This window comes from Plantactinospora sp. DSM 117369 (genome assembly GCF_053764795.1).
This window is the reverse complement of sequence record NZ_CM132446.1, coordinates 3995694-4017822: the sequence shown is the minus strand read 5'-3', so window position 1 is coordinate 4017822 and position 22129 is coordinate 3995694. Positions and strand designations below refer to the sequence as shown.

Sequence of the window (22129 nt, the reverse complement as noted above, 5' to 3'; positions counted from 1 at the left end):
AAGCGTGGAAGGAACGTGGAGAGCCCCCCGGGTAACATCAACATCTTCCACTGCCGTGGCTGCGAAACCGTCGAAGTGCGAGGTCGGAATGCTGATGGTTTCGGTGCTGGGGCCGGTGCAGGTGCTCCGCGCCGGCGTCCCGGTCCGATTGGGCCCGCGACAGGTCGAGGTGCTGTCGATCCTGCTGGTCAACCGGGGTACGTGCGTGCCGGCCAGCCGGATGGTGGAACTGCTCTGGGGCGATGCGGTCCCGCCCGGCGGCCCCGCCACGCTGCGCAGTCACGTGTCGCACCTGCGCCGGGCGCTGCAACCGGACTCCCCCGGCGCCGCCGACCTCATCAGTGGCGCCGGTAACCCCTCCGGCCGGGGATACCGGCTGGAGCTGGCTCCGGAACAGATCGACGCACACCGGTTCGAGCAGGAGTACGCGCGGGCCCGCCGCCTGCTGCAGACGCTCGACGCCGAGGAGACGGGCCAGGCCGTCGCCGTATTGCACGACGCCCTGGGACTCTGGCGTGGACCGGCCTTCGCCGACGTGGCCGACCGCCCGTTCGCACTGAACGAGACGGCCCGGCTCACCGCGCTGCACCGCTCGGCCCGGCTCGCCCATGCCGAGGCGCTCGCCTCGCTCGGCCGGTACAGCGAGGTGATCATCGCGCTCTCCGGTGTGGTGGCCGAGGAGCCGTACGACGAGGGGCTGCGCCGGCTCCTCGCCGTCGCCCTCTATGCCGAGCAACGGGTGGACGAGGCCGCCCAGCTCTGCCGGGCCGGCCAGGTCCTGCTGCGCCAGCGAGGCATCGACACCCCCGACCTCCAGGAGTTGCAGCGCCGGATCCTGCGTCGCGACGTCCCGCTGCACGGTCCGCCGCCCCGAGCGACCGGCGCCGTCACGGCCGGGCCGGGCGAAGCCGTCCCCGGACCCATGCCCGCCGCCACCACCCGCCCTCCGACCGACCCAACCCAACCCGCGACCAGCACCGCCAGCTCCACCGCCACAAGCGCCACCGCCACCCCCACCGCCAACGGCACCCCCACCCCCACCGCCACCGCCACCGGCACCCCCACCGCCACCGCCACCGGCACCCCCACCGCCAACGCCAACGCCAACGCCAACGGCACCGGCACCGGCACCGGCACCGGCGAGCCGATCCCCGCCGGGCCGGTCGCGCCGCACCTGCTGCCGCCGGATCCGGCACGCTTTGTCGGCCGCGCGGCGGAGTTGGCCGACATCCGGCGGCGGCTCGACGACCTGGCCGACCGGGCCGAGACGATGGTGATCACCGGGCCGCCGGGGGTGGGCAAGTCCAGCCTGGCGATCCGGGCCGGGCACGCGGTGGCGGACCGGTTTCCCGACGGCCAGCTGTACGTCAACCTGCGCGGTTTCGACCAGACCGGCCCGGCGCTCGGCCCCGGTGAGGCGATCCGGGGTTTCCTCGACGCGCTCGGGATACCCCAGCAGCAGTACCCCGTCACCGAGGCGGCCCAGGCCGGCCTGTACCGGGCGAGGCTGGCCGGCCGGCGGGTGCTGGTGGTGCTGGACAACGCCCGCGACGCCGACCAGGTACGCCCGCTACTGGTCGGATCGCCGGGCTGCGCCGTACTCGTCACCAGCCGCAACCAGCTCGCCGACCTGGTCACCACCGAGGGAGCGCATCCGCTCGGCCTGGATCTGCTCTCCGAGACGGAGGCCCGGCAGTTGCTGGCCCGCCGCCTCGGCGACGAGAGGGTGGCCGACGAACCGGAGGCGGTGGCGGAAATCGTCAGCCGGTGCAGCCGGCTCCCGCTGGCACTGGCGATCGTGGCCGCCCGGGCGGCCGGCAACCCGCGCTTCCCGCTCGAATCGTTCGCCGACGAGCTACGCCAGGCCGACCATGGCCTGGACGGGTTCCGCGCTGCCACCCCGGCCACCAACATCCGTACCGTCTTCTCCTGGTCCTACCACACCCTCAGCCCGGCGGCGGCTCGACTGTTCCGGCTGCTCGCCCTGCCGCCCGGCCCCAGCATCACCGTGCCGGCGGCGGCCAGCCTCGCCGCCGAGCCGGCCGACCGGCTCCGCCCGGTCCTCACCGAGCTGGCCGCCGCGCACCTGGTCGCCGAGGTGTCACCCGGCCGGTACGCCTGGCACGATCTGTTGCGGGCGTACGCCATCGAGCTGGCCAGCGAGGACCCGGAGCACGAACGACAGGCCGCCGAACGCCGACTGCTCGACCACTACCTGCACACGGCCCGCGCCGCCGACCGGCTGATTTGGCCGCAGCGGGACCCGATCGCCGTCGCGCCGCCCCGCGCCGGGGTGGTCCCCGAGCAGCTCGCCGACCAGCACTCGGCGCTGGCCTGGTTCGCCGCCGAGCACGCCGTACTGCTGGACGTGGTCGCGCGGGCGGTCGACACCGGATTCGACGCGCCCGCCTGGCAACTCGCCTGGACCCTGGTGAACTTCTTCGACCACCGGGGGCACTGGGACGACTGGTTGGCCAGCGTCGGGCGGGTGCTGCCGGCGCTCGACCGCCTCGGTGACCGGTCCGCCCAGGCGCACGCCCACCGCCTCCTCGGTGCCGCGTACGTGCGGTTGCAGCGCCACGACGACGCGCGGGTGGCGTACCGGCGCGCGCTGGATCTCTTCGGCGAACTCGGTGACACGGTCGGCGAGGCGTTCACCCACCGCAGCCTGGGCTGGCTGGCCGAACGGCAGGGCGACCCGGCCGGCGCGCTTCGCAGCGATCTGCGGGCGTTGCAGCTCTTCCAGCAGGTGGGGCACCTGGATGGCCAGGCCAGCGCGCTCAACTCGGTCGGCTGGTGCCAGGCGTTGCTCGGCCGGTACGAGGAGGCGATCGAGCACTGCGAACAGGCCCTCCTGCTGCACCGGAAGAACGGCAACCGGGGCGGCGAGGCCAGCGCCCTGGACAGCCTCGGCTACGCCCACCACCTGCTCGGCGACCACGTTTCGGCGATCGGCTACCTGCGGCAGGCGGTCGAGCTGTGCCGGGAACTCGGACAGTGGACCCAGGAGGCGGAATCCCTGCATCGCCTCGGCGACGCGCAGTACGCCGCCGGGGCCGTACCCGATGCCCGCCTGGCCTGGCGGGCGGCGCTGGCCATCCTCGACCGGCTGGGCCGCCCCGAGGCCGAGACGGTCCGCGGCAAGCTCGACCGTGGCAGCCCCGGGGCCGGTCTGCCGACGGGCCACCCGTAGTCCCCGCCGTCCTGATGTACCCGTGGCTTCCGGTCCCGGCGTCGAGCAGGGGCGGCGGGGGGGGTGGTCAGCCTGGTTGGACGGAGAGGCCGTGCCGGAACACGTCCTGGGGATCCCAGCGCGCCTTCGCCCGTTGCAGCCGGGGATAGTTGGCCCCGTAGTACAGCGAGTGCCACGGCACGCCGGAGGTGTTCCAGGCCGGGTCGGCGAGGTCGACGTCCGGATAGTTGATGTAGGAGCCGTCGTTGACGTCACCCGGCACCGGCACTCCGCCGGTGTCCGCGTACACGTCGCGGTAGAACTCGCGGATCCACGCCAGGTGCCGGGCATCCTCGGCCGGATCGGCCCAGCCCGCGAGGTAGAACAGCTTGATCACCGAGTCGCGCTGCGCGGTGGCGGTCGCCGCCGGCGGTACGGTGTTGATCTGCCCGCCGTAGGTGTTGAGACTCAGCGACCCGACCGGGTTGTCGTAGTCGGCCCGGGTCAGGTGATGGTATGCGGCGGCGATCTGCCGGTCGGTGAGCCCCCGGCGGAGGTAGCCCGCCTTGGTCTTGAGCCGCCACTGCTTGCCGTCGTCGCCGTTGCCCCTCAGCGCCGTGGCCAGCCACGGCAGGACCTCCTGGCTACGGACCGGCGCGACGCCGACCCCCGCGCCCAGCACGGCGACGTGCTCGTCCAGCAACCGGGCGCCGTCGGCGCCGCCGGCGACCTGGCCGATCAGCGTGTGGTTGCCGGCCGGCCGGCGGGACAGCAACAGTTCGCCGTACAGCCGGGCCTGCGGGGTGCCGGGAGTACGGTGCCGCGTGCACCAGTCGCCGAAGTTGCGCACCAGTCTGGCGAATCCCCGCTCGTCCATGCCCTGCCACGGCCACTGGACCGTGAAGGTCAGCACGGATGCGGGCGGCCGGGGCAGCAGCCGGCTCGGGTCGTCGCCGGTCGCCCCGGGCGAGCGGAACCAGTACCGGGTGACGACTCCGAAGTTGCCGCCCCCGCCACCGGTGTGCGCCCACCACAGTTCCCGGTTGGGGTCGTCCCGGTCACGGGTGGCGACCACGGTACGGGCCGTACCCGACTGGTCCACCGTGACGACCTCGACGGCGTAGAGGTGGTCGACGACCAGGCCGTGCAGCCGGGACAGCGGCCCGTACCCGCCTCCGGCGACATGCCCACCGGCGCCTACTCCGGGGCACGAACCGCCGGGTAGGGTCACGCCCCAGCCGAGATAGAGGCGGCGATACACCTCGCCCAGGGTGGCGCCCGCCTCGACCGCGAACGCGGACCGCAGCGGGTCGTAGTAGACGCCGGTCATCCCGGACAGGTCAATGACCATCCGGACCTGTGGATTGTCGACGAAGTCCTCGAAGCAGTGCCCGCCGCTGCGTACCGCGATCCGCTGGCCGGCCCGCACTCCAGCCTGCACCGCGGCCCGGACCTGTTCGGTCGAGCCGACCACCCGGACCTGGTCGGGGGCGCCGACGAAGCGCCGGTTGCCCCGGCGGACCAGATCCGCGTAACGCGGATCGTCCGGGCCCACCGCGACCGGCCCCAGCGGTGGCGGGCAGCCGTCGGCCGGAGCGGCGACGGCGGGTGCCGGCCGGTGAACCTGCTGGGCGACCACTCCGGTGGCGACCGCGGCGATCGCGGTGGCGCGGAGCAGATCTCTACGGCGGTGTTCGGCCATCTGGCGGGTGCTCCCGTTCTGGTGTTGGCGACGCCGCTCCACTGCGGTCGACGCCCCGGTGTTCGAGGTCGCCAACAACGCTAGGAGCGTTGGCGGGGCCGGGAAATCTTGCTGACCACCGCGTCCGTGAGGGGGCAGGCCCTACCCGGCCGGCAGTCGGCCACCGCTACCGGTGCCCGTCCGCGGCTTCGCCGGTCGACCCGGCATCCGTTGCCGAAACATTTTCGGCGAGGCCGCCCGGAACGATCCCTTCGGTGGACCCGCAGGCCCCGCCATGGAGAGATCGCATGTTCCAGAGGATTTCCTCACATAGATCTTTGTCGAAGTGTTGCCGAAAAGGTTTTCGTCCGGCAGGGTGGGCGGTGAGACCAAGTGACCCTGCGGCCGGAATGCCGACGCCGCTCTCGCCGCCCGGACGACGCGATCGGTGACCGTCCTACTTGGACCGTTTCGCTACCGGCGCCGGCCGACGGGGTCCCCACGATGCCGGAGGGTCGGCTGCGCTGTGCGGCGCACGTTCCACCGCCCGCCTCCACCGGCTCCGGCCCTGGCCAACGGAAGGACGAGGAATGAGAACCGAACTGAAGCGGCCACCGACACGGTCGAGATGGCGTGGCTGGCGCGCCGGCATGGCGATGGGCGTGCTGGTCGCGACGGTCCTCACCGGGGCCACCGTCGCCCCGCCGGCCGCCTCCGCCGCCCCGCCGAACGGGACCGTACGGGTCTTCTGGCTCAAGCCCGCCGACGTGGCGTACGACCAGCGCTACCCGGACGGCATCGCGCACGTGATGCGCGAGGCGCAACGGTACTACCGGCAGGAGCTGGGCCGGACGTTCCGGCTGAACGACCCGGTCGTGGAGGTCGTCGACGGAGACCAGCTACGCACGTGGTACGAGAACACTCCGGCGTGCGGGGACAAGTACTGGTGGACCGTGTGCAACATGCAGGCCGAACTCAGGCGCAAGTTCGGCCTGGGCGCACCGGACAGCCGCTGGATCAACGTCGGCGAGATCAGCGCGGAGGGCGAGGGCGCCGGAGGCGGCGGCGGCAACGGCTGGGTCATCCTCAGCGGCCACGACGCGGACGGCGCGGCGGGCATCAACGGAAACATGAATCGCTGGTACGGCGGCATGGTGCACGAACTCGGCCACGCCCTGGGCCTGCCGGACTCCACCTACACCGACGGCACACCGATGTCGGCGTCCTTCTACAACTACCCGAACACCCACTTCAGCCAGGCGCAGAAGGACAGGATCCTCAACGGCCGGTACGGTTCCTTCCTCTCCTGAGGCTTCCTCTCCCGAACAGTGCCGTACCCACGGCTGACCCGGAGCCGACACACGCCGCGAGCCCGCCCCCGGCCAGGTGCCGGCGGCGGGCTCGTCGTTGCCGGCGTCCCGCTTGACGCGGTGGTGCAGCACGAACAGCACCACTCGCCGAACGCGAACGGCTGGTGGTGGCCGATCCGGTGGCCGGTCAGGTCGACCTCGTCGGCCGGCCGGGCCAGCAACCCGTACACCTCGTCCGGGTCAGCCCGCGCCGCCACGGACCCCGCCCGGATCGTACGGACCGGATCTCCGCCGAGGTCAACCTCGGATAGACCGCACCCGCCGCCGGACCACCATCCGATCCGGGTACGCCCACCAGCTCCCCAGGCGCACCACCGCCCCGCCCCGCCCTCCGGGCGGCTCCCGCAACCGCCGACATCTGTGCGCTCCCGACGTTCCGAGCCCTGTCGACGGAACCTTTCTCGACCTCCCCTCGCGGTCTGTCGTGGCCACAGGTGGATGTCGGGGCGCACCCGCCGCGCGGTTCAGGTCGACATAGGGTTCCAGCGCGGGCATACGCGGCCTGATCACACGGACAGCCGTTAGGGAATAGGAAGATTGGTGGTCGATGTGGCAGGCAAGCCAGTGCTGTATGTCATCGCCTGCGGGGGTCGGCCAGCAGGCGACCTCGCCCCCTTCATCACACACTGCCAGGATCTGGACTGGGATGTATGTGTCATCGCCACGCCGTCAGCGCTGAAGTTCATGAACACCAGCGCGTTGGCCGCGCAGACCGGTCACCCCGTTCGATTCGACCACAAGCAACCAGACGAGCCCGATGTCCTGCCACCTGCTGACGCCATGGTCATTGCTCCGGCCACCTTCAACACCATAAACAAGTTGGCATACGGCAGCAGCGACACCTTGGCTCTGGGCCTCCTTAACGAGGCGATCGGCCTCGGCGTCCCGATCATCGCCGTTCCCACGGCAAACACCGCCCTCGCAAGGCACCCAGCCTTCGTAGAGGCGGTGGCCCGGCTGCGCTCGTGGGGCGTCAGGATCCTGCTGGACCCCGACCTGTACCCACTGCCCTCGCCCAATCAGGGCCCGACATCCGCCGAGCTCTTTCCCTGGGGTGCCTTGCAGGCGGCAGCTCGGGATTTGACGATCCAGTAAGGGCGCCGCCCGCAGCACGATGGTAGGGATGTCACGGGGTCAGCACCCACCGGCCGCGCTGTCCGCCATCGCGGAGAGCTTGGTAAGCCTGCGCAGCTTTCTCCAGCGGCACAGCGCCGGCGCGGCGGGCCTCGAGTCGTCCCTGGGCGGTCAGAGCCAGGATCTCGCGCAGCCGATGACCGTCGGGGACCACGACTCCGCTGGTGATGGTGATGCCGCGCTCGGGCTTCGGCTCGAGACCGGGAAAGACTCCTACGTAGATTCCGTTGTCACGGACAGCTCGTAGGGCCGCATCATTCAGCCGGGCAGCATCCAGCACCGCGTCGAAGCCTGCGGCTCCCTCGAGGCTGGTGATCGTCTCCGCCGCCCCGGCCCGAGTCAGGAAATCAGCGTCGGAGCTGCGGGCCAGGCCCGTGACAGCCCAGCCGGCAAGTGCCGCGAGGGCGACCGCATAACCGCCGACTCCTCCGGCCGCGCCCGTGACCAGCAGGCGCCTGCCGCGGGAGGGGCCGACCCGGGCAAGAAGCTGGCCGGCGGTCAGCGAATTGAGTGGAACCGTGGCTGCGTCCAGCAGATCGACCCCGTCGGGCACTGGTGCCGCGTCCACCGCCGGCACGATCACGTACTCGGCTGCTGCTCCGGCGGCGGAGTGGGAGGCATGTGGAAAAGTCAAGGCCGCCACGGGCGTGCCGACGGAGAGATCGTGGACGTCAGGAGCTGTCATGTCGACGACGCCTGCCACGTCCAATCCCACCCCCAGGCGATGCTCAGGGGAAACTCGCGTCACCTCGCCGCCCCAGCCGTCGATGACATGAAGGTCGGCCGGGTTGACTGCGGCCCCCGCCATCCTGATCCGGACCTGCCCGGCGGCAGGTTCGGGATCGGGAAGGTGCTCTACTCCGAACCCATTTGCCTCTCCTGGCCGGGCGACAATGATCGCGCGCATGCTTCCTGTCCTTCCTGTCATTGGTTTACGAGGTGGTGCCGCCGAGCGGATCCGGTACGGAGACTGGACCTGAGCCCCGAATGGTGCGGCCATTGAACCTTTTTCAACCTCCCCTTGCGGTCCGACGGACCGCAAGGTCGGACGCGGTGCGTAAGCGCCACACGGTCCAGGTTGAAAAAGGTTCATTGCGTGAGTCGGGAACTTGCAGAGCGATGCCCCGCCGCCGGTGCGGAACGCTCGTCCCCGGCGTCGGGTGCCAGAGCCACAGGTGTCCTAGAACACGGTCGGCGAGGATTTGCTGTGAGTCGCCGTTCTGCGGCCTACGGTGGCGTTCAGCGGGTTTCCGTGCGGTCGAGCAGTGCCTCGATCATGGATTTGCCTTCCCGTGCCAGCCAGGTCTCGAAGTCCATCAGGGCCGGATGCTGTGCCCGCAGAGCCGGGATGTCCGCCTGCCAGCCGCAGTAGGAGAATTTCTCCGCTGCTTCACCGGCGACTCCGGTCTGGGCGGCAGGCTCCCTGTGACTGGGGAAAAGCGGCACCGTACGGCCGGTTGCCCGGCTGATGGCACTCACCATCTGATCGACGGTCAGCTCGTCACCGGCCAGCTCGATCGCCTTGCCCAGGTAGCGCTCAGGGTCGCCGAAGGCGAGGGCGGCGAACGCGCCGATGTCGCTGAGGGCGATGAGCTGAACGGTGGCGTTGGAAGGGATCGCCCGGATGAGCGCATGCTCCCCGGTCAGGCCGTACGTCGGGTCGGCATGATTTTCCATGAACATGACCGGACGGAGAATCGTGGCGGGAACACCCTGAGCGCGGATGTGCTGCTCGATCTGCCACTTGATGTCCCAGTGCGGGATGCCGGTGTCCCGGTCGGCGCTGCCCACGGACGAGTAGACGAGGTGCTGCACGCCCGCTTGATGGGCGGCTTCTGCGACATTCAGCCCCCGCTGCAGCTCGTTCTCGGCGAAATCCGGCGGGATGAGGGCAGGCTGGACGCTGAACACTCCGTACACGTCGCGGACAGCGGCATCCAGGGACTTGCGGTCGTCCATGTCGCCGCGAACCAGCTCAGCACCGATCCCGGCCAGCCTCCTGGGCGGCCGAGCTGGCCGGATCGCGCACCAGCGCTCTCACCCGCCATCCGCCAGCGCGGAGGTGCCGGGCGGTGGTGCCGCCCTGCTGACCGGTGGCCCCGGTGACGAGGACAATTTTTCTTGTGGGGTTCATGACTCTTCCAGAAACAGGACGATGACTCACTCGCTACCGGAGCACCGCTCCGGTAGGATACCGACTATACGGAGCACTGCTCCGATCGTCAAGGAGCGCTGCTCCGCTTTGAGTGAGGTGCTGATCTTGTCGCAGACGACTCGTGCCGATGCACGCAGAAACCGTGACCTGCTCCTGGCTGCGGCGAGGGAGGTCATCGCCGAGCACGGCACGGACGCTTCGCTGCGTGACATAGCCCGTCGCGCGGGTGTGGGCATCGGGACGCTCTATCGCCACTTCCACACTCGTGAGGCACTGCTCGAAGCCCTGCTGAACGAGAACTTCGACGCACTGCACGCTCGAGCCAACGGCCTGCTCGCCTCACCCGCGCCGGGCGACGCACTCCTGACGTGGCTCAAAGAACTGGTTGCCGGATCGGCCACGTATCAGGGCCTGCCGGAGTCGATCATGAATGCCCTGGCGAACGAGGAATCGGGCCTGCATGCCTCCTGCGCCCAGATGCGCTTGGCGGGCGGGCGGCTGCTGGAACGTGCGCAAGCAGCCGGCTCGGTCCGATCCGATGTGACCGTCAGCGAGGTCATCGCGCTCGCCCTCGGACTTGCGTGGGCGGCCGAACGGTCAGTCGACGCCCCCGACCTGGCCGCCCGGCTGCTCGCCACGACGATGTACGGGCTTGCCGGCCGTAGCCAGTGACGGAGTGCGAGTCATCACACGGTGTTGTCCGGTTGGCAGATCGCAGCTGCGGTGGACAGCGTCGCCCGACGGGCGACGTCCGGCGCCACGAGTCGATCACGACCTGTTTGGGACGGTACGGCCACTCGCCGCATCGGCGCGACGTAACGGACTACCCGGGATGATCGCGTCGCGTCCCAGCGGGCTATTGCTTGTGTGGTGACAGGTGGGCGCGTTCGCCTTGTGGGCCGAAGAGGGTGAGCAGTTCTGCGGGTTGGGTGTCGGCGCTGCCGATCCAGTGGGGTGTTCGGGTGTCGAATTCGGCGGCTTCGCCGGGGCCGAGGTGGAATTCCTGTTCGTCGAGCACGAACCGGACATGCCCGTTGAGGACGTAGAACCATTCGTACCCGTCGTGGGTCTGTAGGTTCATCGTGGGGGCTCGACCGGCGGGCGGATAGATCACCTTGTACGCCTGGATGCCCCCGGCCCGCCTGGTCAGGGGTACCACGGTCAACCCGGACCGGCGCACGGGCCGCAGGTGGATGCGGGGGTCGCCGGTGGGCGGTGCCGCGACCAGATCGTCGAGCGGGACGCCGTGCGCCCGGGCCAGCGGGAGTAGCTGCTCCAGGGTGGGGCGGAGTTTGCCGTTCTCGAGCCGCGACAGGGTGCTGGCCGTCAGACCGGTCTCGGTGGCCAGGTCCGCCAACGTGGCGCCCCGCGCCCGGCGCAGCGCATGCAGCCGCGGCCCGACTCCGGCGAGTACGTCTTCTTCCGCTCTCCCCACGGAACCCATGATGCGGATCCGCAACTTTTCTTGCAACTCCGGAAGGCTGCGGCAACGCTGGTCGCGGAGGTGACAAGCCGATGGTCACAACAACCGGAATGTCGATGACCGGATCACAGTGGTTGCGCATCGTGCGAGCCGTCGAAGTATCCGCGTCCGGCCACTGGCTGCCCCCGGCGTTCGGCACCGCTCGACTGCTGGGCTTCCTCCCTGACGGAGGAACCCGGTGACCGCGCGCGAACCCGACCGGCAGCCGCAGACCGAAGCCGAGTCGTTCTGGGAGAAGCACTACCGCAGCCGGCGGACCTGGGGCGGACGCGCCAACCCCCTGCTCGTCGAGACCGCCGCACCACTACGCCCCGGCGCAGCCCTGGATCTGGGCTGCGGCGCCGGCGGCGACACCATATGGCTCGCCCAGCACGGCTGGCAGGTCACCGCCGTGGACATCTCCCACACCGCCGTCGAACAGGTACGTGCCCGCGCCGACCAGCTCGGCATCGGCAGGTACGTCACCGCCGAACAGCACGAGCTGACCCGAAGCTTCCCGACCGGAACGTTCGACCTCATCTCCGCGCAGTACTTCCACACCCCCTTCCCGCTGGACCGCAGCCGGATACTGCGCACCGCCACGCGTGCCCTGCGCCCCGGCGGTCTGTTCCTGATCGTCGACCACGGCTCCACCGCGCCCTGGTCGTGGAACCAAGACCCCCACGCTCACTACCCCACCCCCGGTGAGGTCGCCGCCGATCTCGATCTCGACCCCGAGCAGTGGCCCGTCCTGCGCGCCGACATGCCACGACGCCGGGCCACCGGCCCCGGCGGCCAGACCGCCACAGTCACCGACAACGTCCTGCTCATCCAACGCACCGGCGAATGAAACACCCACCGAAGCACACACCGGAGAAACTCGATGCCGACCGACCGACCGCACAGACGCAGGCCACGGGCGAAGGACACCGGCCCGCCATCGACCGGCGCCGACGAGAAGGCCACCCTGCTGGGATTCCTCAACTATCTGCGAAACGCGATCGTGGACAAGGTCGCCGACGTACCCGAACCACAGGTCCGCACCAGCGGCGTACCCTCCGGCACCAACCTCCTCGGGCTGATCAAGCATCTGACCTGCGTCGAGCGGTTCTATTTCCTCGCCGAACCGATCGGCAACCTGCGCCGCACCATGCAACCCACCCCCGACGAGACGGTCGACGGCCTGGTCGCCGAATACCGGAGAACCATCGAACGCGCGAACAAGACCATCGAAACCTGCGCGGACCTGACGCTCCCTGCGCCCCGGCCTCCCGGTCGCGGATTCGCGCCGTCGATGCGGTGGGTCCTGACACACATGATCGAAGAAACCGGGCGGCACGCCGGCCACGCCGACATCCTCCGCGAACAGCTCGACGGCTCCACCGGTCGCTGACCGCATACGGCGGTCCCGGCCACACCTGGCTATCGAACGACCGTTGCCGCTGACCTCGGTACCGCCTCGGCCAGGGCCCTGGACGTCACCTGAAGAGACTGACGGCCTCGGCGCCGCTGGCGGCGACGATACCGCCACCGATGTATTCGGGGCGCTCCTTCAGCGGCAACTCCCAGGCCTTCTTCCCGGACGCTATGTCGTATCCGACCGTGAGATACGGTAATTGCGGTTTGTCTTCGATATAGGTGTAGACGAGCCGTAAGCCGTCCGACTCGATCCAATACGGCTCCACCGCGGTGTTCCTCGTCATGTCGATCGGCGACGACATGGGTTCGCCGGTAATGCAGTTGTACACGCGGACGAATTGCGCGCCGGTCGGCTCCGGAAGGCCCGTGGAGTCACGAGGCGTGTCCGGGTCGGCGACCTCCACGATGAGGTGTTCGCCCACCGTCGCGATCTGCGTCGACAACTCCGGCCCGGATATCCGCCACAGCAGGTGTCCGGTCTTTGGATTTGCTCCGGCGAGCGTATGCTCGTCCGGGTAGTGCGGAGCCCTCTCGCCGAGCCGGGCGAGCAGTGGCAGCGGCGAGATCGGCGCATAGCGGTTCTGGTAACGCGCCGGCTCCCAGCCCGCCACGGACGACTGCTTCTCCCCGTCCAGATCGTAGATGTCCGTACCGGTCCAGTCCTGATTCTGGATCGCGATGCCACCCCGAAAGATGTTCCAGTTCAGATCGCGTCTCTCGCTGACCCGAGTGGACCGAAGCACCTCACGGCCATCCGTCGTGCTGACGAACACGACCTCGTCGGCGTCGTAGGCGGTGTCGACCAGTATCCTCTGGCTGGCCGCCACGTACATGTCGTCGTGCCCCTCGCGTGTCCAGACCTGGTCGCCTTCGGTGGTGTATCCGACGGCAAACCCGCCCTTCTGGTCGAGCCCTCCCGTCGTGGCGACGAAGCGATCGCCGGCTACCTCTATCGAATGCAGCTCCTTGTTGGGCACCTTCACGGTTTTCAGGATCTTGCCACTGCCGGTGTCGAGGATGAAGACCGTGGAGTCCGACCCGCTGCCGGCGGGCGCCACACACCCGATCCGGTTCTCCCGGACAGCACACGACGCGGCGGCGTCATGCAGATCGATGTAGGGCCAGCGTTGCGCACCCGTACGCATGTCGAGGCCGAGCAGGTACGTGCCGAACTGGAGCATGACGATGGCGGAGTCGCCGCCGACGACGTTGGTGTTGCCACCCCTGATCGGGGTCGTCCACACCGGCTTCGGCGGGCGGAACCCCAAATCAAGGAGTTCGTCGCGCAACGACACGCGGAAGATCGACGGGATCTCCTGTGGATACAGGGTGTCGTCCCATGCCACCAGGTCCTTCGGGCCGGTCAGCCTGGTGACGACAAACACCCCCGCCACCACCAGGACAACGCAAGCCACCAGCGCCGCGGCGATGATTGCCCACCGGGTACGTCCCGGAGAACTCGGCGGGACCGGCTGACCCGGTTGGTAGGCGGGCACGGGTGGGGGCGCGGCCGGCACCGGTTCGGCCGGTCGTTGTCGCGTGGTCACCGCGGGGGCGGGAATGCTGGTGGCGAGGCTCGCCGAGAGTGCGTTGGCGAACTCGCCGCAGGACGAGTAGCGATGCCGCGGGTCTTTGGCCATGGCCCGCCCGAGGACCGCGTCGACCCCGGGAGCCAGGTGCGGATGAAACTGTCGAACGGACGGCACCGGCTGTCCCAGATGTGCGGCGATGACGGCCACCGGATTGGCGTTCTCGTACGGATCGTGACCGGTGAGCAGGCGGAACACCGTACACGCCAGGGAGTACTGGTCAGCGCGCCCGTCGAGGTGGCCGCCCTGAAGCTGCTCGGGAGAGGAGTAGCGCACCGTATCGAGCGTCACCCCGGCGCCCGCCGGGCTCGCCTCGTCATGCGCCAACCGCGAGATACCGAAATCGGTCAGCGCGACCTGCCCCTGGGAGCTGGTCAGCATATTGGCGGGTTTGACGTCCCGATGGAGCACACCGCAACCGTGGGCGTAGTCCAGCGCGCCGGCCACCGCCACGGCGGCGTGGCTGACCTGCGCGGCGGGAAGTCCCGCAGGCGAACCGCGGAGTGTCTCCGCCAGCGATGGGCCGTCGACGAGATCCATCGCGAGCCACAGTCGCCCGTCGAACTCACCACGGTCGTGGACTGCCACGATGTTCGGATGCCGCAGTCGGGCGACCGCGTCCACCGTCTGCTCGAACCGCTGCCGGTAACCGGACCCACCATCGCGGTCCGCAGCCAGAACCTTGAGCGCATCGCTGCGCGACAGCCGTGGGTGCCGCGCCGCGTACACCTCGCCCGTGCCACCTGACCCGATGAGCCGCTCGACGGAGTACCCGGCGAAGACCGACCCCTGTTCCAGCGTCACAGACCCTCCCTTCGGGGGAACCGCTCGCCCGAGCGTCCCGACGGTAACCCACAACCTCGCCCGGCAGAGTGAGCCTCCGTACTCTGCCGGGTGTGCCAACCCGACGACCCGACACGCACCACCGCAAGATCACCCTCGCCCACCCTGACCGTACCGGATCCGGGCATGGGCCTTGTCGATGGCCTTCTGCCGGTAGGGCAGCATCGGAGCAGGCTGCCGAGCGGTTCGGAATGGGTACGGCTATCGAACGCCCAGGGTCTCCGCGATCGCGGACGCGATCTGCTCTGCGTCCAGCTTCTCCGAGTCGAAGGTCTGGTCGGCGGGAATCGTCGGCAGCCACTCGCGGAAGCGGCGGTGTGCGCGGTGGTGGAACCCCGGCTCGCGCGACAGCCCCCGTGCTGGATCGGCCTGTGCGCGCGCGAACGTCACGGATACCGCAGCGTCGATGACGACCCAGAGCACGGCCGCACCGTCCGGGAGCGGGCGGGTGAGCGCCGCCTTTTCCTGGTCGGTGTGGAATGGTCCGACCGCGACGACATACTCGACGTTCGAGCGCATCCACTGGCCGACGAGCGCACCGTGTGCCTCGTGGGCCGCGAACCACAGGTCGGCCCGGCCCGCCCCGGGCGGGCCGACCATCGCCGCGACGTCATCGACGTCGGCGACCACGACGGTGCGGCCACGCCCGGTCAGGTGTTCGGTGAGCCTGTCCGCGACGGTGTTCTTGCCCGCCGCGATCGGGCCGGTGAGGATCACGAGTTGGGGCACGGCCCAGATCCTATGGCGGCGACCCTGTCGCCGCCTCGGATATCGGCCCGGACGGCGTCACCTGGGTCAGCGCCGCATCAGGGCGACGTACCCGTCCTCAAGCGACGGTGCCCAACTGGGACGAGCAGGCCACGGACCCGGATGCCGAGTCGGTTACGGCCGACGATCCCTGGACCTGACCAGCGGCGCATCCGCGCAGTGGAATCAGACGTGGCCGGCCGCACCTCGACCACATGCCGTGACCGGGCAGTGACCTAGGTGTATTTGCCGCTAATGAGGGAGCAAGATGACCGAGCCGTACCGTGACGAGCTCGCCCAGCAGCCGCTGGCGCGCGCCGTCCTCGCGAAGCTCGCCGCGACAAGGAATGCTGAGGACCCCGTCGGCTCCTTCGCCCGTGCCGTGCTCAACGGCGACGCGGGCATGCGTGCCGCAGCCGCCCACTCCTGGCACGGCCAGGCGCTCGGCCCGGCATTCGATCAAGCACTCAAGACGCTTCGTGAGCTGCCCGCCGACGAGCGGGACGCCATCGAGCGCCAGGCCCCCAACGGATACGCGACCTCGGAGACGCGGATATCGTCGACGAGGCGACCTCAGGCAACGGCACCGAAGAGGATCAGTGAGCACTTGGAACCGGTGGCGGCTCGCCATCCCCCTGATCGGTTTCTCCGCGCTCTTCTTCGCTGCCTCGCTGACCGGGACGGTCGTCTGGTGGTCACTCAGCTCTCCGGGTGATCGCGCCGTCCGGATCGTGACTTCCGTGCTGAGCGCGGTAAGCCTCGCCGCCAGCGTCTCCATCGGTGCGATGCGCGCCGACGACGTACCCTGGGTGCGCATCGGCGTCGTCGCCGGCGGACTCGCGCTCTGCTGCGGCCTCGCCGCCGTGTTCAGAGCGGGCGGGGGTGCCCGAGTGACACTGCCGGGCTAACTGTCGCGCCAGCGGACCCTGGTCGGGCGGGCGCCGGTGGTCGCGTACTCCAGGGCGGCGTCGCGAACTGCGCCCGGGGTCACGCTGGCCAGCTTCGGACCGCAGGCGATCGGTTCGCCGCCGTAGTCGAACTCGATCCTTTCGACCCCGGCCGGCCACGGGGGCAACTCCGGCTCGTAGCCCAGACTGCCGGTCGGCCCGGCCCAGTAGAGCAACCCCCGCACCGGATGCCCGAGCCCGAGTTGCAACGACGGCAGGGCCGGCGGCGCGCCCAGCCGGGAACCCGGCTCCAGGAACCTCGGCGGATACAGCCCGACCACGTGCGGCCCGCGCGAGGTGACCGCCAGGCCGGCCAGCAGAGTGTCCAGCTGGGCGATATCGCTCACCGCCCGCCACCTGCCCGGCCCCCACACCACCGCCACCATCACCCGGCGGCTCCCGCATCGCCCGAGGACGCGCCACCATCGTCCGGCCTGGCGGATTTCGGCAGGTCGGCGAGCCGGCCGGCCAGGACCAGCCGCTCGTAGGCCCACCGCCACTCGTCGCACCGGCTCCGCCCACACCGCACGCAGACCCCGAGGTCGGGATCGTTGGCGTGAGCCAGCATCGTGTCCCGGAAGTGCGCCGCCATCTCGTCGGAGACCTCGACGGCCGCAGACGGCCGCCCGAGCGGTTGATCCGTCACCGCCGACCACCCCGCCACCGGCTGTCGGCCAGCCGGGCGTTACGCGTCTGCCAGCTCCGCAACGCCGCCTTGACCCGGTCCGCGTCAGCGCGAGCCACCCGGACGTCGCGCCGCAGCAGGTCCACCTCGTCGGCCAACCGGGCCAGGAACCCGTACACCTCGTCCGGGTCCAACCCGCGCCGCCACGGCCCCCGCCCGAACCGGACCGACCGGATCTCCGTCGAGGTCAGCCTCGGATACACCGCGCTCACCGCCGACCACCACCAGCCTGATCGGGTACGCCCACCAGCGCCCCAACCGCAACACCACCCCACCCCGCCCTCCGGGCGGCTCCCGCAGACCAAGACACCTGTGCCCTCCCGACGTCGCTCGAACCTGTCGACTGGATCGGCACCGAGGCGGGCGGGGTCGGCATCCCGCCACGCCGGCATGGCGGAAACCGTTGGCCACAGCACCCGCCCCGGGCCGTGGGTGGATCGTGTACGGGATTAGGCCTGGCCAGAATGACGCAACGTTGGTGGGATATATACGCAAAGCGCATTGGTTCGATAACCTCGTCAGCATCTGCCCGACGCTCAACTGGCAACCCACGTGGGAGTCCTGACATGTCCCGCACATCCCCGCCAGCCTGCGGCAGGTGTGGTGCCCGATTGGCGAAAGACAACCGCACCGGATCATGTAGGCGGTGCAGCAGCCAGACCAGCAGCTCCCTCTTCGCGCCGCCGTCGTTGCCGCCCGAGTTCTGGCAGGCCAGAGAGCTACGGGACGCCTTTGCCGAGCGCCATATCGGCCATGTGATCAGGGCATACCGACACCATCCTCACCACGGTCCACGGCCGCTGTCCCAGGATCTCGTGGCCGGATGGATGAGCCAGACGCAGACTCAGCTCAGCCGCTTGGAGAACGGGCCAGGGTTACGCGACCTCGATCGGCTGGTCGACTGGGCGCTCCTCCTCGGCATGCCTGCCGAGATGCTGTGGTTCGCGCTGCCCAGCACCGGACAGCCACAGGCGCGGCCCCGAGCTGACGACATCGCGCTCCCCTTCATGCACGCGCTCCGTCATGCTGATCGACAGCTCGGCGGCGCCCATCTGTACGCAACCGTCGCGACCCATCTCGCTCAGTACCCATGCGCACCGCCATCGAGTGATGCCAGCCCACAGACGTCCTCGGCATCAGCACCGGTAGCCTGCCTCGCTGAGATGGCCGGCTGGATGGCGCTGGAGAGCGGCGCCAAGATGACGGCCTATCGACATCTGTCCCAGGCCAGCGCCATCGTTGCTGCCAGCGGCGATACCCAGCTAGCCGCACAGGTCTGCGCGAGCCTCAGCCATTTCGCCCGCCAGCACGGCAATGCGCGCGATGCGGTGACGCATGCCGACGCAGGATTAGCACATCTCTCGAGCGGTCCTCCGCATGGCCCACTTGAGGCTCGACTGCATGCGGTACGCGCATGCGGGTTGGCCGCAAGCGGACGCCCGGTCGAGGCGGTCGCGGCAATCACGGCTGCCGAGATCGCATTCCAGCGCAAGTGTGTCTCCGACTCGCAGTGGCTCAGCCCATTCGACGAGGCATCACTCGCCTCCGAGACAGCGTGGTGCTTTCTCCGAGTAGGCGACCTCGCTGAGGTAGGCAGGCAGGTGGACCGGGCCCTCGCGGGCCGTGAGCCTGGTCGGGTGCGTAGCCGTGCCTTCGCCGAACTCACGCTTGCTACCGCGCTACTCGGTCAGCGACGGCCGGAGGAGGCGTGTGCCCTGATCCGCGAGGTACTCGCGTACACCACAAGCCTCGGCTCAGCCGTACTCGTTGACCAACTCAAGCATGTCGCGTTGCTGCTCCGGTCCTACTCCGAGGGATGGAGAGAGATTTCCGAAGTGATCGAGCGGCTTGACCAGGCGGTGGTCGACCGGGACTGGATCGGGGCCACCGGTGCCTTGCATGAGCCACCAGCAGCCCATCGACCACTATGACCAGCAACGAACGACCGCTCTACGAGCGCGACCGCGCGGCTTGGCATGAGTATCTCGCCGAAGGCAACGCCAAGCAGGCTCGCAAGCGCGTCGGCGCGGATGCTCTCATTCGGAACGACCGGGGCGAGATCCTACTGGTGGACCCAAGCTACAAGCCAGACTGGGACCTTCCCGGGGGCATGGCCGAACACAACGAACCGCCGCGCCAGGCCGCTGAGCGCGAACTACGTGAGGAGTTGGGTCTCGAACTCTCGCTCGGGCCGATGCTGGTGGTCGACTGGGTTGCACCGCACGGCCCCTGGGACGACAGCCTCATGTTCGTCTTCGACGGTGGCATCCTCGATAGCCGACAGATCGATCCGCTCCGTGCAGCAAATCCGGAGATCAGAGCGTTCCGCTTCTACTCGTTGACACAAGCGGCAACGATGCTCAGACCATACATTTGGAAACGCCTTGAGCAGGCACTGGCTGCCACCGTTGACGGAACAGCGCGCTACCTACATACACCAGTGATCGACCAGCCAATCTGATGATCGAGGCGCTGTTCTGGTCGGTGCTTACCTGCTTGTCTGTGGCAGCCTGGCAGAACGCTGCATCAGGGCGACGTAACCGTCCTCAAGCGACGGTGCCACCGGCAGCGCGTCCGGGCTCGGCCGGGTCGGGCTGACCACCCGGTAGTGGGTACCGTCGGTCCGGCTGATCGCCGAGACCACCACCCCGGTCGCCGGCGCCGGGCCGGAGCTGGTCACCTCCCAGGTGGCGCCCTCGCCGATCCGGACCAGGTCGGTGACCATCCCCGTGTACACCACCCGGCCGCCCGCCATCACCGCGGCGTGCTGGCAGGTCTGCGCCACGTCCTCCACGATGTGCGTACTCAGCAACACCGTACGGTTCCCGGCCAGCCCGGCCAGCAGGGTCCGGAACCGCACCCGCTCCTCCGGGTCCAGCCCGGCGGTCGGCTCGTCCACCACGATCAGCGCAGGATCACCGAGCAACGCCTGCGCGATACCGACCCGCCGCCGCATCCCACCGGAGAAGCCCTTCATCCGCCGCCCAGCCACCTCGGTCAACGCCACCAGCTCCAGCAGCTCGTCGACCTGCCGCCGCCGGGCCCGGGTGTCGTCGAGCCCCTTGAGCAGCCCGACGTAGTCCAGGAACTCCCGTGGCGACAGGTCGGGATAGAGACCGAGGTCCTGCGGCAGGTAGCCGAGCCGACGCTGCACCGCCAGGCGGCCGGCCCCGGTGGACAGGTCGTGACCGCCGACCCGCACCTGCCCGCCGCTGGGCGGCAGCACCCCGGCCAGAATCCGCATCAGCGTGGTCTTACCGGCACCGTTCGCGCCGAGCAGCCCGTACATGCCGCCCGGGATGGCCAGGTCGACCGAGTGCAGCGCGGTGACCCTGCCGAACCGGCGGGTCAGACCGGTGGTCTGGATGTCCATACGAAGTGAGCCTTTCTCAAGACGCGTCAGGCGGCGTGCCGGCGGCGGGACAGGACGGTGTGCGCGACCAGCAGGGGCAGCAGGCCGAGCAGGACGAGTAGGGCGACGCTGAGCAGCGCGCTGCCGGCGCCGGGTTCGGGGCGCAGGAAGGAGAGCCAGCCGGGTGCGCCGGCAAAGAACGCCAGCTCGCCCGAGAGCCAACTCGCCGGATAGTCACCGATCGGCGTGACCAGCGTGCCGGTCAGCGACGGCAGGAAGTCGGGGGCGAGCATGTTGCCCCAGAACCAGTACCCGACGAAGAGCACCCGGAACAGCGGCGCGGAGATGGCCAGCGGGCAGGTCAGGGCGAACCCGGCGACGAAGGCGAACCCGGGCAGCATGACCACGGCGAACGCCAGTACCGCCCAGCCGAGCATCAGCGGCTCGCCCCGGTGCACGGTCTCGTAGCCACCGGCGACCAGCATCGCCAGCAGCGCCGGCAGCCCGGTCGCGGCGAGCCCGCCGAGGTACTTCCCGGCCAGCAGCAGACCCGGCCGGACCGGCAGGCTCTCCAGCAGGGCGGCGGTGCCGAGCCGGCGGTCCCGGACCAGCCGGTCCGCCAGCACCATGCCGAAGCCGAGCGGCACCACGATGCCGAAGATCAACGCCCAGCCGGCCATCACCTCCGGTGCCGTCGCGTCCGCCGGCAGGTAGCGGGGCCCGCGCGGACCCTGGAACAGCGCCATCACCGTCGCCAGGACCAGCGTCGTCAGCCACAGCGACCGCTTGCGGGCCTGCATCCGGAACTCGTACCGGCCGACCGCGAGCAGTTCCGACATGCCGCTCACTCCTCCTCCTCGGACAACAGCAGATGGGGCCGGCGCAGCAGCAGCGCGACCGCGGCGGCGAGCAGCAACCCGGTGAGGGTCAGCACCAGCCGGTTCGTCAGCCAGCCCTCCCCGGTCCCGAGCCGGCTGGTGGTGAACAGGAAGAGCGGGCGGGTCCAGTCGTGGCCGACCAGCAGGGACGCGAAGACCTGCTCGCACAGCCACAGCCCGGCGACCGCACTGGTGGCCATCACGACGCTGCGGGCGAGTACCGCCAGCAGCACCGCCAGGGCGGTGAGCCAGATCGTCGGTGGGGCCCAGACCAGCGGCGAGGCGAGCGGGTCCGGCCCGATCCACCAGCCGGAGAGACCGAGCCCGGCCGAGTAGACCAGCGCGGAGAGCGCGGCGGCCAGCGCCAGCACCCCGAGCCGGCGGCCGAGGGTGCGGGCGTACCGGGTGGGGAGGGCGAGTTGCAGCTCCCGGCAGCCGTCCCGGGCCACCAGGGTCACCGCGGTCATCGCCACCGCCAGCGGCAGCAGGGCTTCCACTCCGGTGAGCAGCAGGTCGCCGACCTGCCGCCGCCCGGCCCCGCCGTTGCCGGCGAGCAGGGCCATCGCCACCGCGACCAGCAGCGTCGCCGGTGGCGCGACGCCGGCCGCCCAGCCGGCGCGCCGCGCCTCGTACCGCCACAGGTGGCGGGACCCGGCCCGCCGCAGTGGAATATGCCAGGAATATTGGGCCATCAC

At 69.9% G+C, this 22129-nt stretch carries 23 protein-coding genes; 10 read left to right on the top strand and 13 right to left on the bottom strand.

What is annotated here, in order from left to right; translation table 11 throughout:
• Nucleotides 1-55: 55 nt before the first annotated feature.
• Nucleotides 56-3193: an AfsR/SARP family transcriptional regulator gene (locus ACSMXO_RS17460; RefSeq protein WP_455418566.1), complete on the top strand. Its 3138-nt coding sequence runs from the start codon at nucleotides 56-58 to the stop codon at nucleotides 3191-3193.
• Between the two features lie 67 nt (nucleotides 3194-3260).
• Here ACSMXO_RS17460 and ACSMXO_RS17455 read toward each other — a convergent pair whose 3' ends face one another.
• Nucleotides 3261-4874 carry an FAD-binding oxidoreductase gene (locus tag ACSMXO_RS17455; RefSeq protein ID WP_455418565.1) on the bottom strand — a complete coding sequence of 538 codons (1614 nt, stop codon included), beginning with the start codon at nucleotides 4872-4874 and terminating at the stop codon, nucleotides 3261-3263.
• Between the two features lie 569 nt (nucleotides 4875-5443).
• Here ACSMXO_RS17455 and ACSMXO_RS17450 point away from each other — a divergent pair.
• Together ACSMXO_RS17450 and ACSMXO_RS17445 are read left to right on the top strand one after the other, a co-directional pair.
• Nucleotides 5444-6163, top strand: coding sequence for a hypothetical protein (locus ACSMXO_RS17450; protein WP_455418564.1), 720 nt, complete (start codon nucleotides 5444-5446; stop codon nucleotides 6161-6163).
• 600 nt (nucleotides 6164-6763) lie between these two features.
• Entirely contained in the window at nucleotides 6764-7318 is a 555-nt protein-coding gene (locus ACSMXO_RS17445; RefSeq protein ID WP_455418563.1) for a flavoprotein, read from the top strand.
• 31 nt (nucleotides 7319-7349) lie between these two features.
• Here the strand turns inward: ACSMXO_RS17445 and ACSMXO_RS17440 are convergent, their stop codons facing one another.
• The 3 genes from ACSMXO_RS17440 to ACSMXO_RS17430 form a co-directional block, all read right to left on the bottom strand.
• Nucleotides 7350-8264, bottom strand: coding sequence for an alcohol dehydrogenase catalytic domain-containing protein (locus ACSMXO_RS17440; RefSeq protein WP_455418562.1), 915 nt, complete (start codon nucleotides 8262-8264; stop codon nucleotides 7350-7352).
• 332 nt (nucleotides 8265-8596) lie between these two features.
• Nucleotides 8597-9316, bottom strand: coding sequence for an NmrA family NAD(P)-binding protein (locus ACSMXO_RS17435; protein ID WP_455418561.1), 720 nt, complete (start codon nucleotides 9314-9316; stop codon nucleotides 8597-8599).
• Between the two features lie 16 nt (nucleotides 9317-9332).
• Nucleotides 9333-9491 (bottom strand): NmrA family NAD(P)-binding protein, encoded by a 159-nt coding sequence (locus ACSMXO_RS17430; protein WP_455418560.1) that lies wholly within the window; start codon nucleotides 9489-9491, stop codon nucleotides 9333-9335.
• 108 nt (nucleotides 9492-9599) lie between these two features.
• On the opposite strand from ACSMXO_RS17430, the gene ACSMXO_RS17425 reads away from it, so the two are divergent.
• The gene (locus ACSMXO_RS17425; protein ID WP_455418559.1) at nucleotides 9600-10184 is read left to right on the top strand and encodes a TetR/AcrR family transcriptional regulator; all 585 of its coding nucleotides are present in this window, start codon (nucleotides 9600-9602) and stop codon (nucleotides 10182-10184) included.
• 184 nt (nucleotides 10185-10368) lie between these two features.
• Here the strand turns inward: ACSMXO_RS17425 and ACSMXO_RS17420 are convergent, their stop codons facing one another.
• On the bottom strand, nucleotides 10369-10947 hold the full coding sequence (locus tag ACSMXO_RS17420; RefSeq protein WP_455418558.1) for a helix-turn-helix domain-containing protein: 579 nt from the start codon (nucleotides 10945-10947) through the stop codon (nucleotides 10369-10371).
• 226 nt (nucleotides 10948-11173) lie between these two features.
• Between ACSMXO_RS17420 and ACSMXO_RS17415 the strand changes: the two genes are divergently transcribed.
• Nucleotides 11174-11824 carry a class I SAM-dependent methyltransferase gene (locus ACSMXO_RS17415; RefSeq protein WP_455418557.1) on the top strand — a complete coding sequence of 217 codons (651 nt, stop codon included), beginning with the start codon at nucleotides 11174-11176 and terminating at the stop codon, nucleotides 11822-11824.
• 33 nt (nucleotides 11825-11857) lie between these two features.
• On the top strand, nucleotides 11858-12367 hold the full coding sequence (locus tag ACSMXO_RS17410) for a DinB family protein (RefSeq protein ID WP_455418556.1): 510 nt from the start codon (nucleotides 11858-11860) through the stop codon (nucleotides 12365-12367).
• An 85-nt stretch (nucleotides 12368-12452) separates the two neighbouring features.
• Here ACSMXO_RS17410 and ACSMXO_RS17405 read toward each other — a convergent pair whose 3' ends face one another.
• Complete coding sequence (locus tag ACSMXO_RS17405) at nucleotides 12453-14786, bottom strand: serine/threonine-protein kinase (protein ID WP_455418555.1); 2334 nt, start codon at nucleotides 14784-14786, stop codon at nucleotides 12453-12455.
• Nucleotides 14787-15026: 240 nt separating this feature from the next.
• The gene (locus ACSMXO_RS17400) at nucleotides 15027-15554 is read right to left on the bottom strand and encodes a hypothetical protein (protein WP_455418554.1); all 528 of its coding nucleotides are present in this window, start codon (nucleotides 15552-15554) and stop codon (nucleotides 15027-15029) included.
• Between the two features lie 286 nt (nucleotides 15555-15840).
• Here ACSMXO_RS17400 and ACSMXO_RS17395 point away from each other — a divergent pair, with 286 nt between their 5' ends.
• Nucleotides 15841-16287 carry a hypothetical protein gene (locus ACSMXO_RS17395; RefSeq protein ID WP_455418553.1) on the top strand — a complete coding sequence of 149 codons (447 nt, stop codon included), beginning with the start codon at nucleotides 15841-15843 and terminating at the stop codon, nucleotides 16285-16287.
• Nucleotides 16288-16312: 25 nt separating this feature from the next.
• Nucleotides 16313-16480, top strand: coding sequence for a hypothetical protein (locus tag ACSMXO_RS17390; protein WP_455418552.1), 168 nt, complete (start codon nucleotides 16313-16315; stop codon nucleotides 16478-16480).
• Here the strand turns inward: ACSMXO_RS17390 and ACSMXO_RS17385 are convergent.
• Genes ACSMXO_RS17385 through ACSMXO_RS17375 form a run of 3 tightly spaced genes read right to left on the bottom strand, consistent with a single transcriptional unit; the run spans nucleotide 16477 to nucleotide 17416 of the window.
• Nucleotides 16477-16866, bottom strand: coding sequence for an Imm1 family immunity protein (locus ACSMXO_RS17385; protein ID WP_455418551.1), 390 nt, complete (start codon nucleotides 16864-16866; stop codon nucleotides 16477-16479). The two genes, ACSMXO_RS17390 and ACSMXO_RS17385, sit on opposite strands and share 4 nt — an antisense overlap.
• A gap of 38 nt (nucleotides 16867-16904) precedes the next feature.
• Complete coding sequence (locus tag ACSMXO_RS17380) at nucleotides 16905-17165, bottom strand: hypothetical protein (protein WP_455418550.1); 261 nt, start codon at nucleotides 17163-17165, stop codon at nucleotides 16905-16907.
• Nucleotides 17162-17416 (bottom strand): DivIVA domain-containing protein, encoded by a 255-nt coding sequence (locus ACSMXO_RS17375; RefSeq protein ID WP_455418549.1) that lies wholly within the window; start codon nucleotides 17414-17416, stop codon nucleotides 17162-17164. The genes ACSMXO_RS17380 and ACSMXO_RS17375 overlap by 4 nt, the downstream gene beginning before the upstream one ends.
• A gap of 399 nt (nucleotides 17417-17815) precedes the next feature.
• Here ACSMXO_RS17375 and ACSMXO_RS17370 point away from each other — a divergent pair, with 399 nt between their 5' ends.
• Nucleotides 17816-19135 carry a helix-turn-helix domain-containing protein gene (locus ACSMXO_RS17370; protein ID WP_455418548.1) on the top strand — a complete coding sequence of 440 codons (1320 nt, stop codon included), beginning with the start codon at nucleotides 17816-17818 and terminating at the stop codon, nucleotides 19133-19135.
• Nucleotides 19132-19665 carry an NUDIX hydrolase gene (locus ACSMXO_RS17365; protein WP_346260187.1) on the top strand — a complete coding sequence of 178 codons (534 nt, stop codon included), beginning with the start codon at nucleotides 19132-19134 and terminating at the stop codon, nucleotides 19663-19665. The genes ACSMXO_RS17370 and ACSMXO_RS17365 overlap by 4 nt, the downstream gene beginning before the upstream one ends.
• A gap of 27 nt (nucleotides 19666-19692) precedes the next feature.
• Here the strand turns inward: ACSMXO_RS17365 and ACSMXO_RS17360 are convergent, their stop codons facing one another.
• From ACSMXO_RS17360 to ACSMXO_RS17350, 3 genes are read right to left on the bottom strand one after another with little or no spacing between them, the layout of a single operon-like run.
• Entirely contained in the window at nucleotides 19693-20577 is an 885-nt protein-coding gene (locus ACSMXO_RS17360; RefSeq protein WP_455418547.1) for an ABC transporter ATP-binding protein, read from the bottom strand.
• Between the two features lie 26 nt (nucleotides 20578-20603).
• Nucleotides 20604-21404, bottom strand: a complete 801-nt coding sequence (locus ACSMXO_RS17355; protein WP_455418546.1) for an ABC transporter permease — start codon at nucleotides 21402-21404, stop codon at nucleotides 20604-20606.
• The gene (locus ACSMXO_RS17350) at nucleotides 21401-22126 is read right to left on the bottom strand and encodes a hypothetical protein (RefSeq protein WP_346260184.1); all 726 of its coding nucleotides are present in this window, start codon (nucleotides 22124-22126) and stop codon (nucleotides 21401-21403) included. Before ACSMXO_RS17350 ends, ACSMXO_RS17355 begins: the two co-directional genes overlap by 4 nt.
• Nucleotides 22127-22129: the final 3 nt, after the last annotated feature.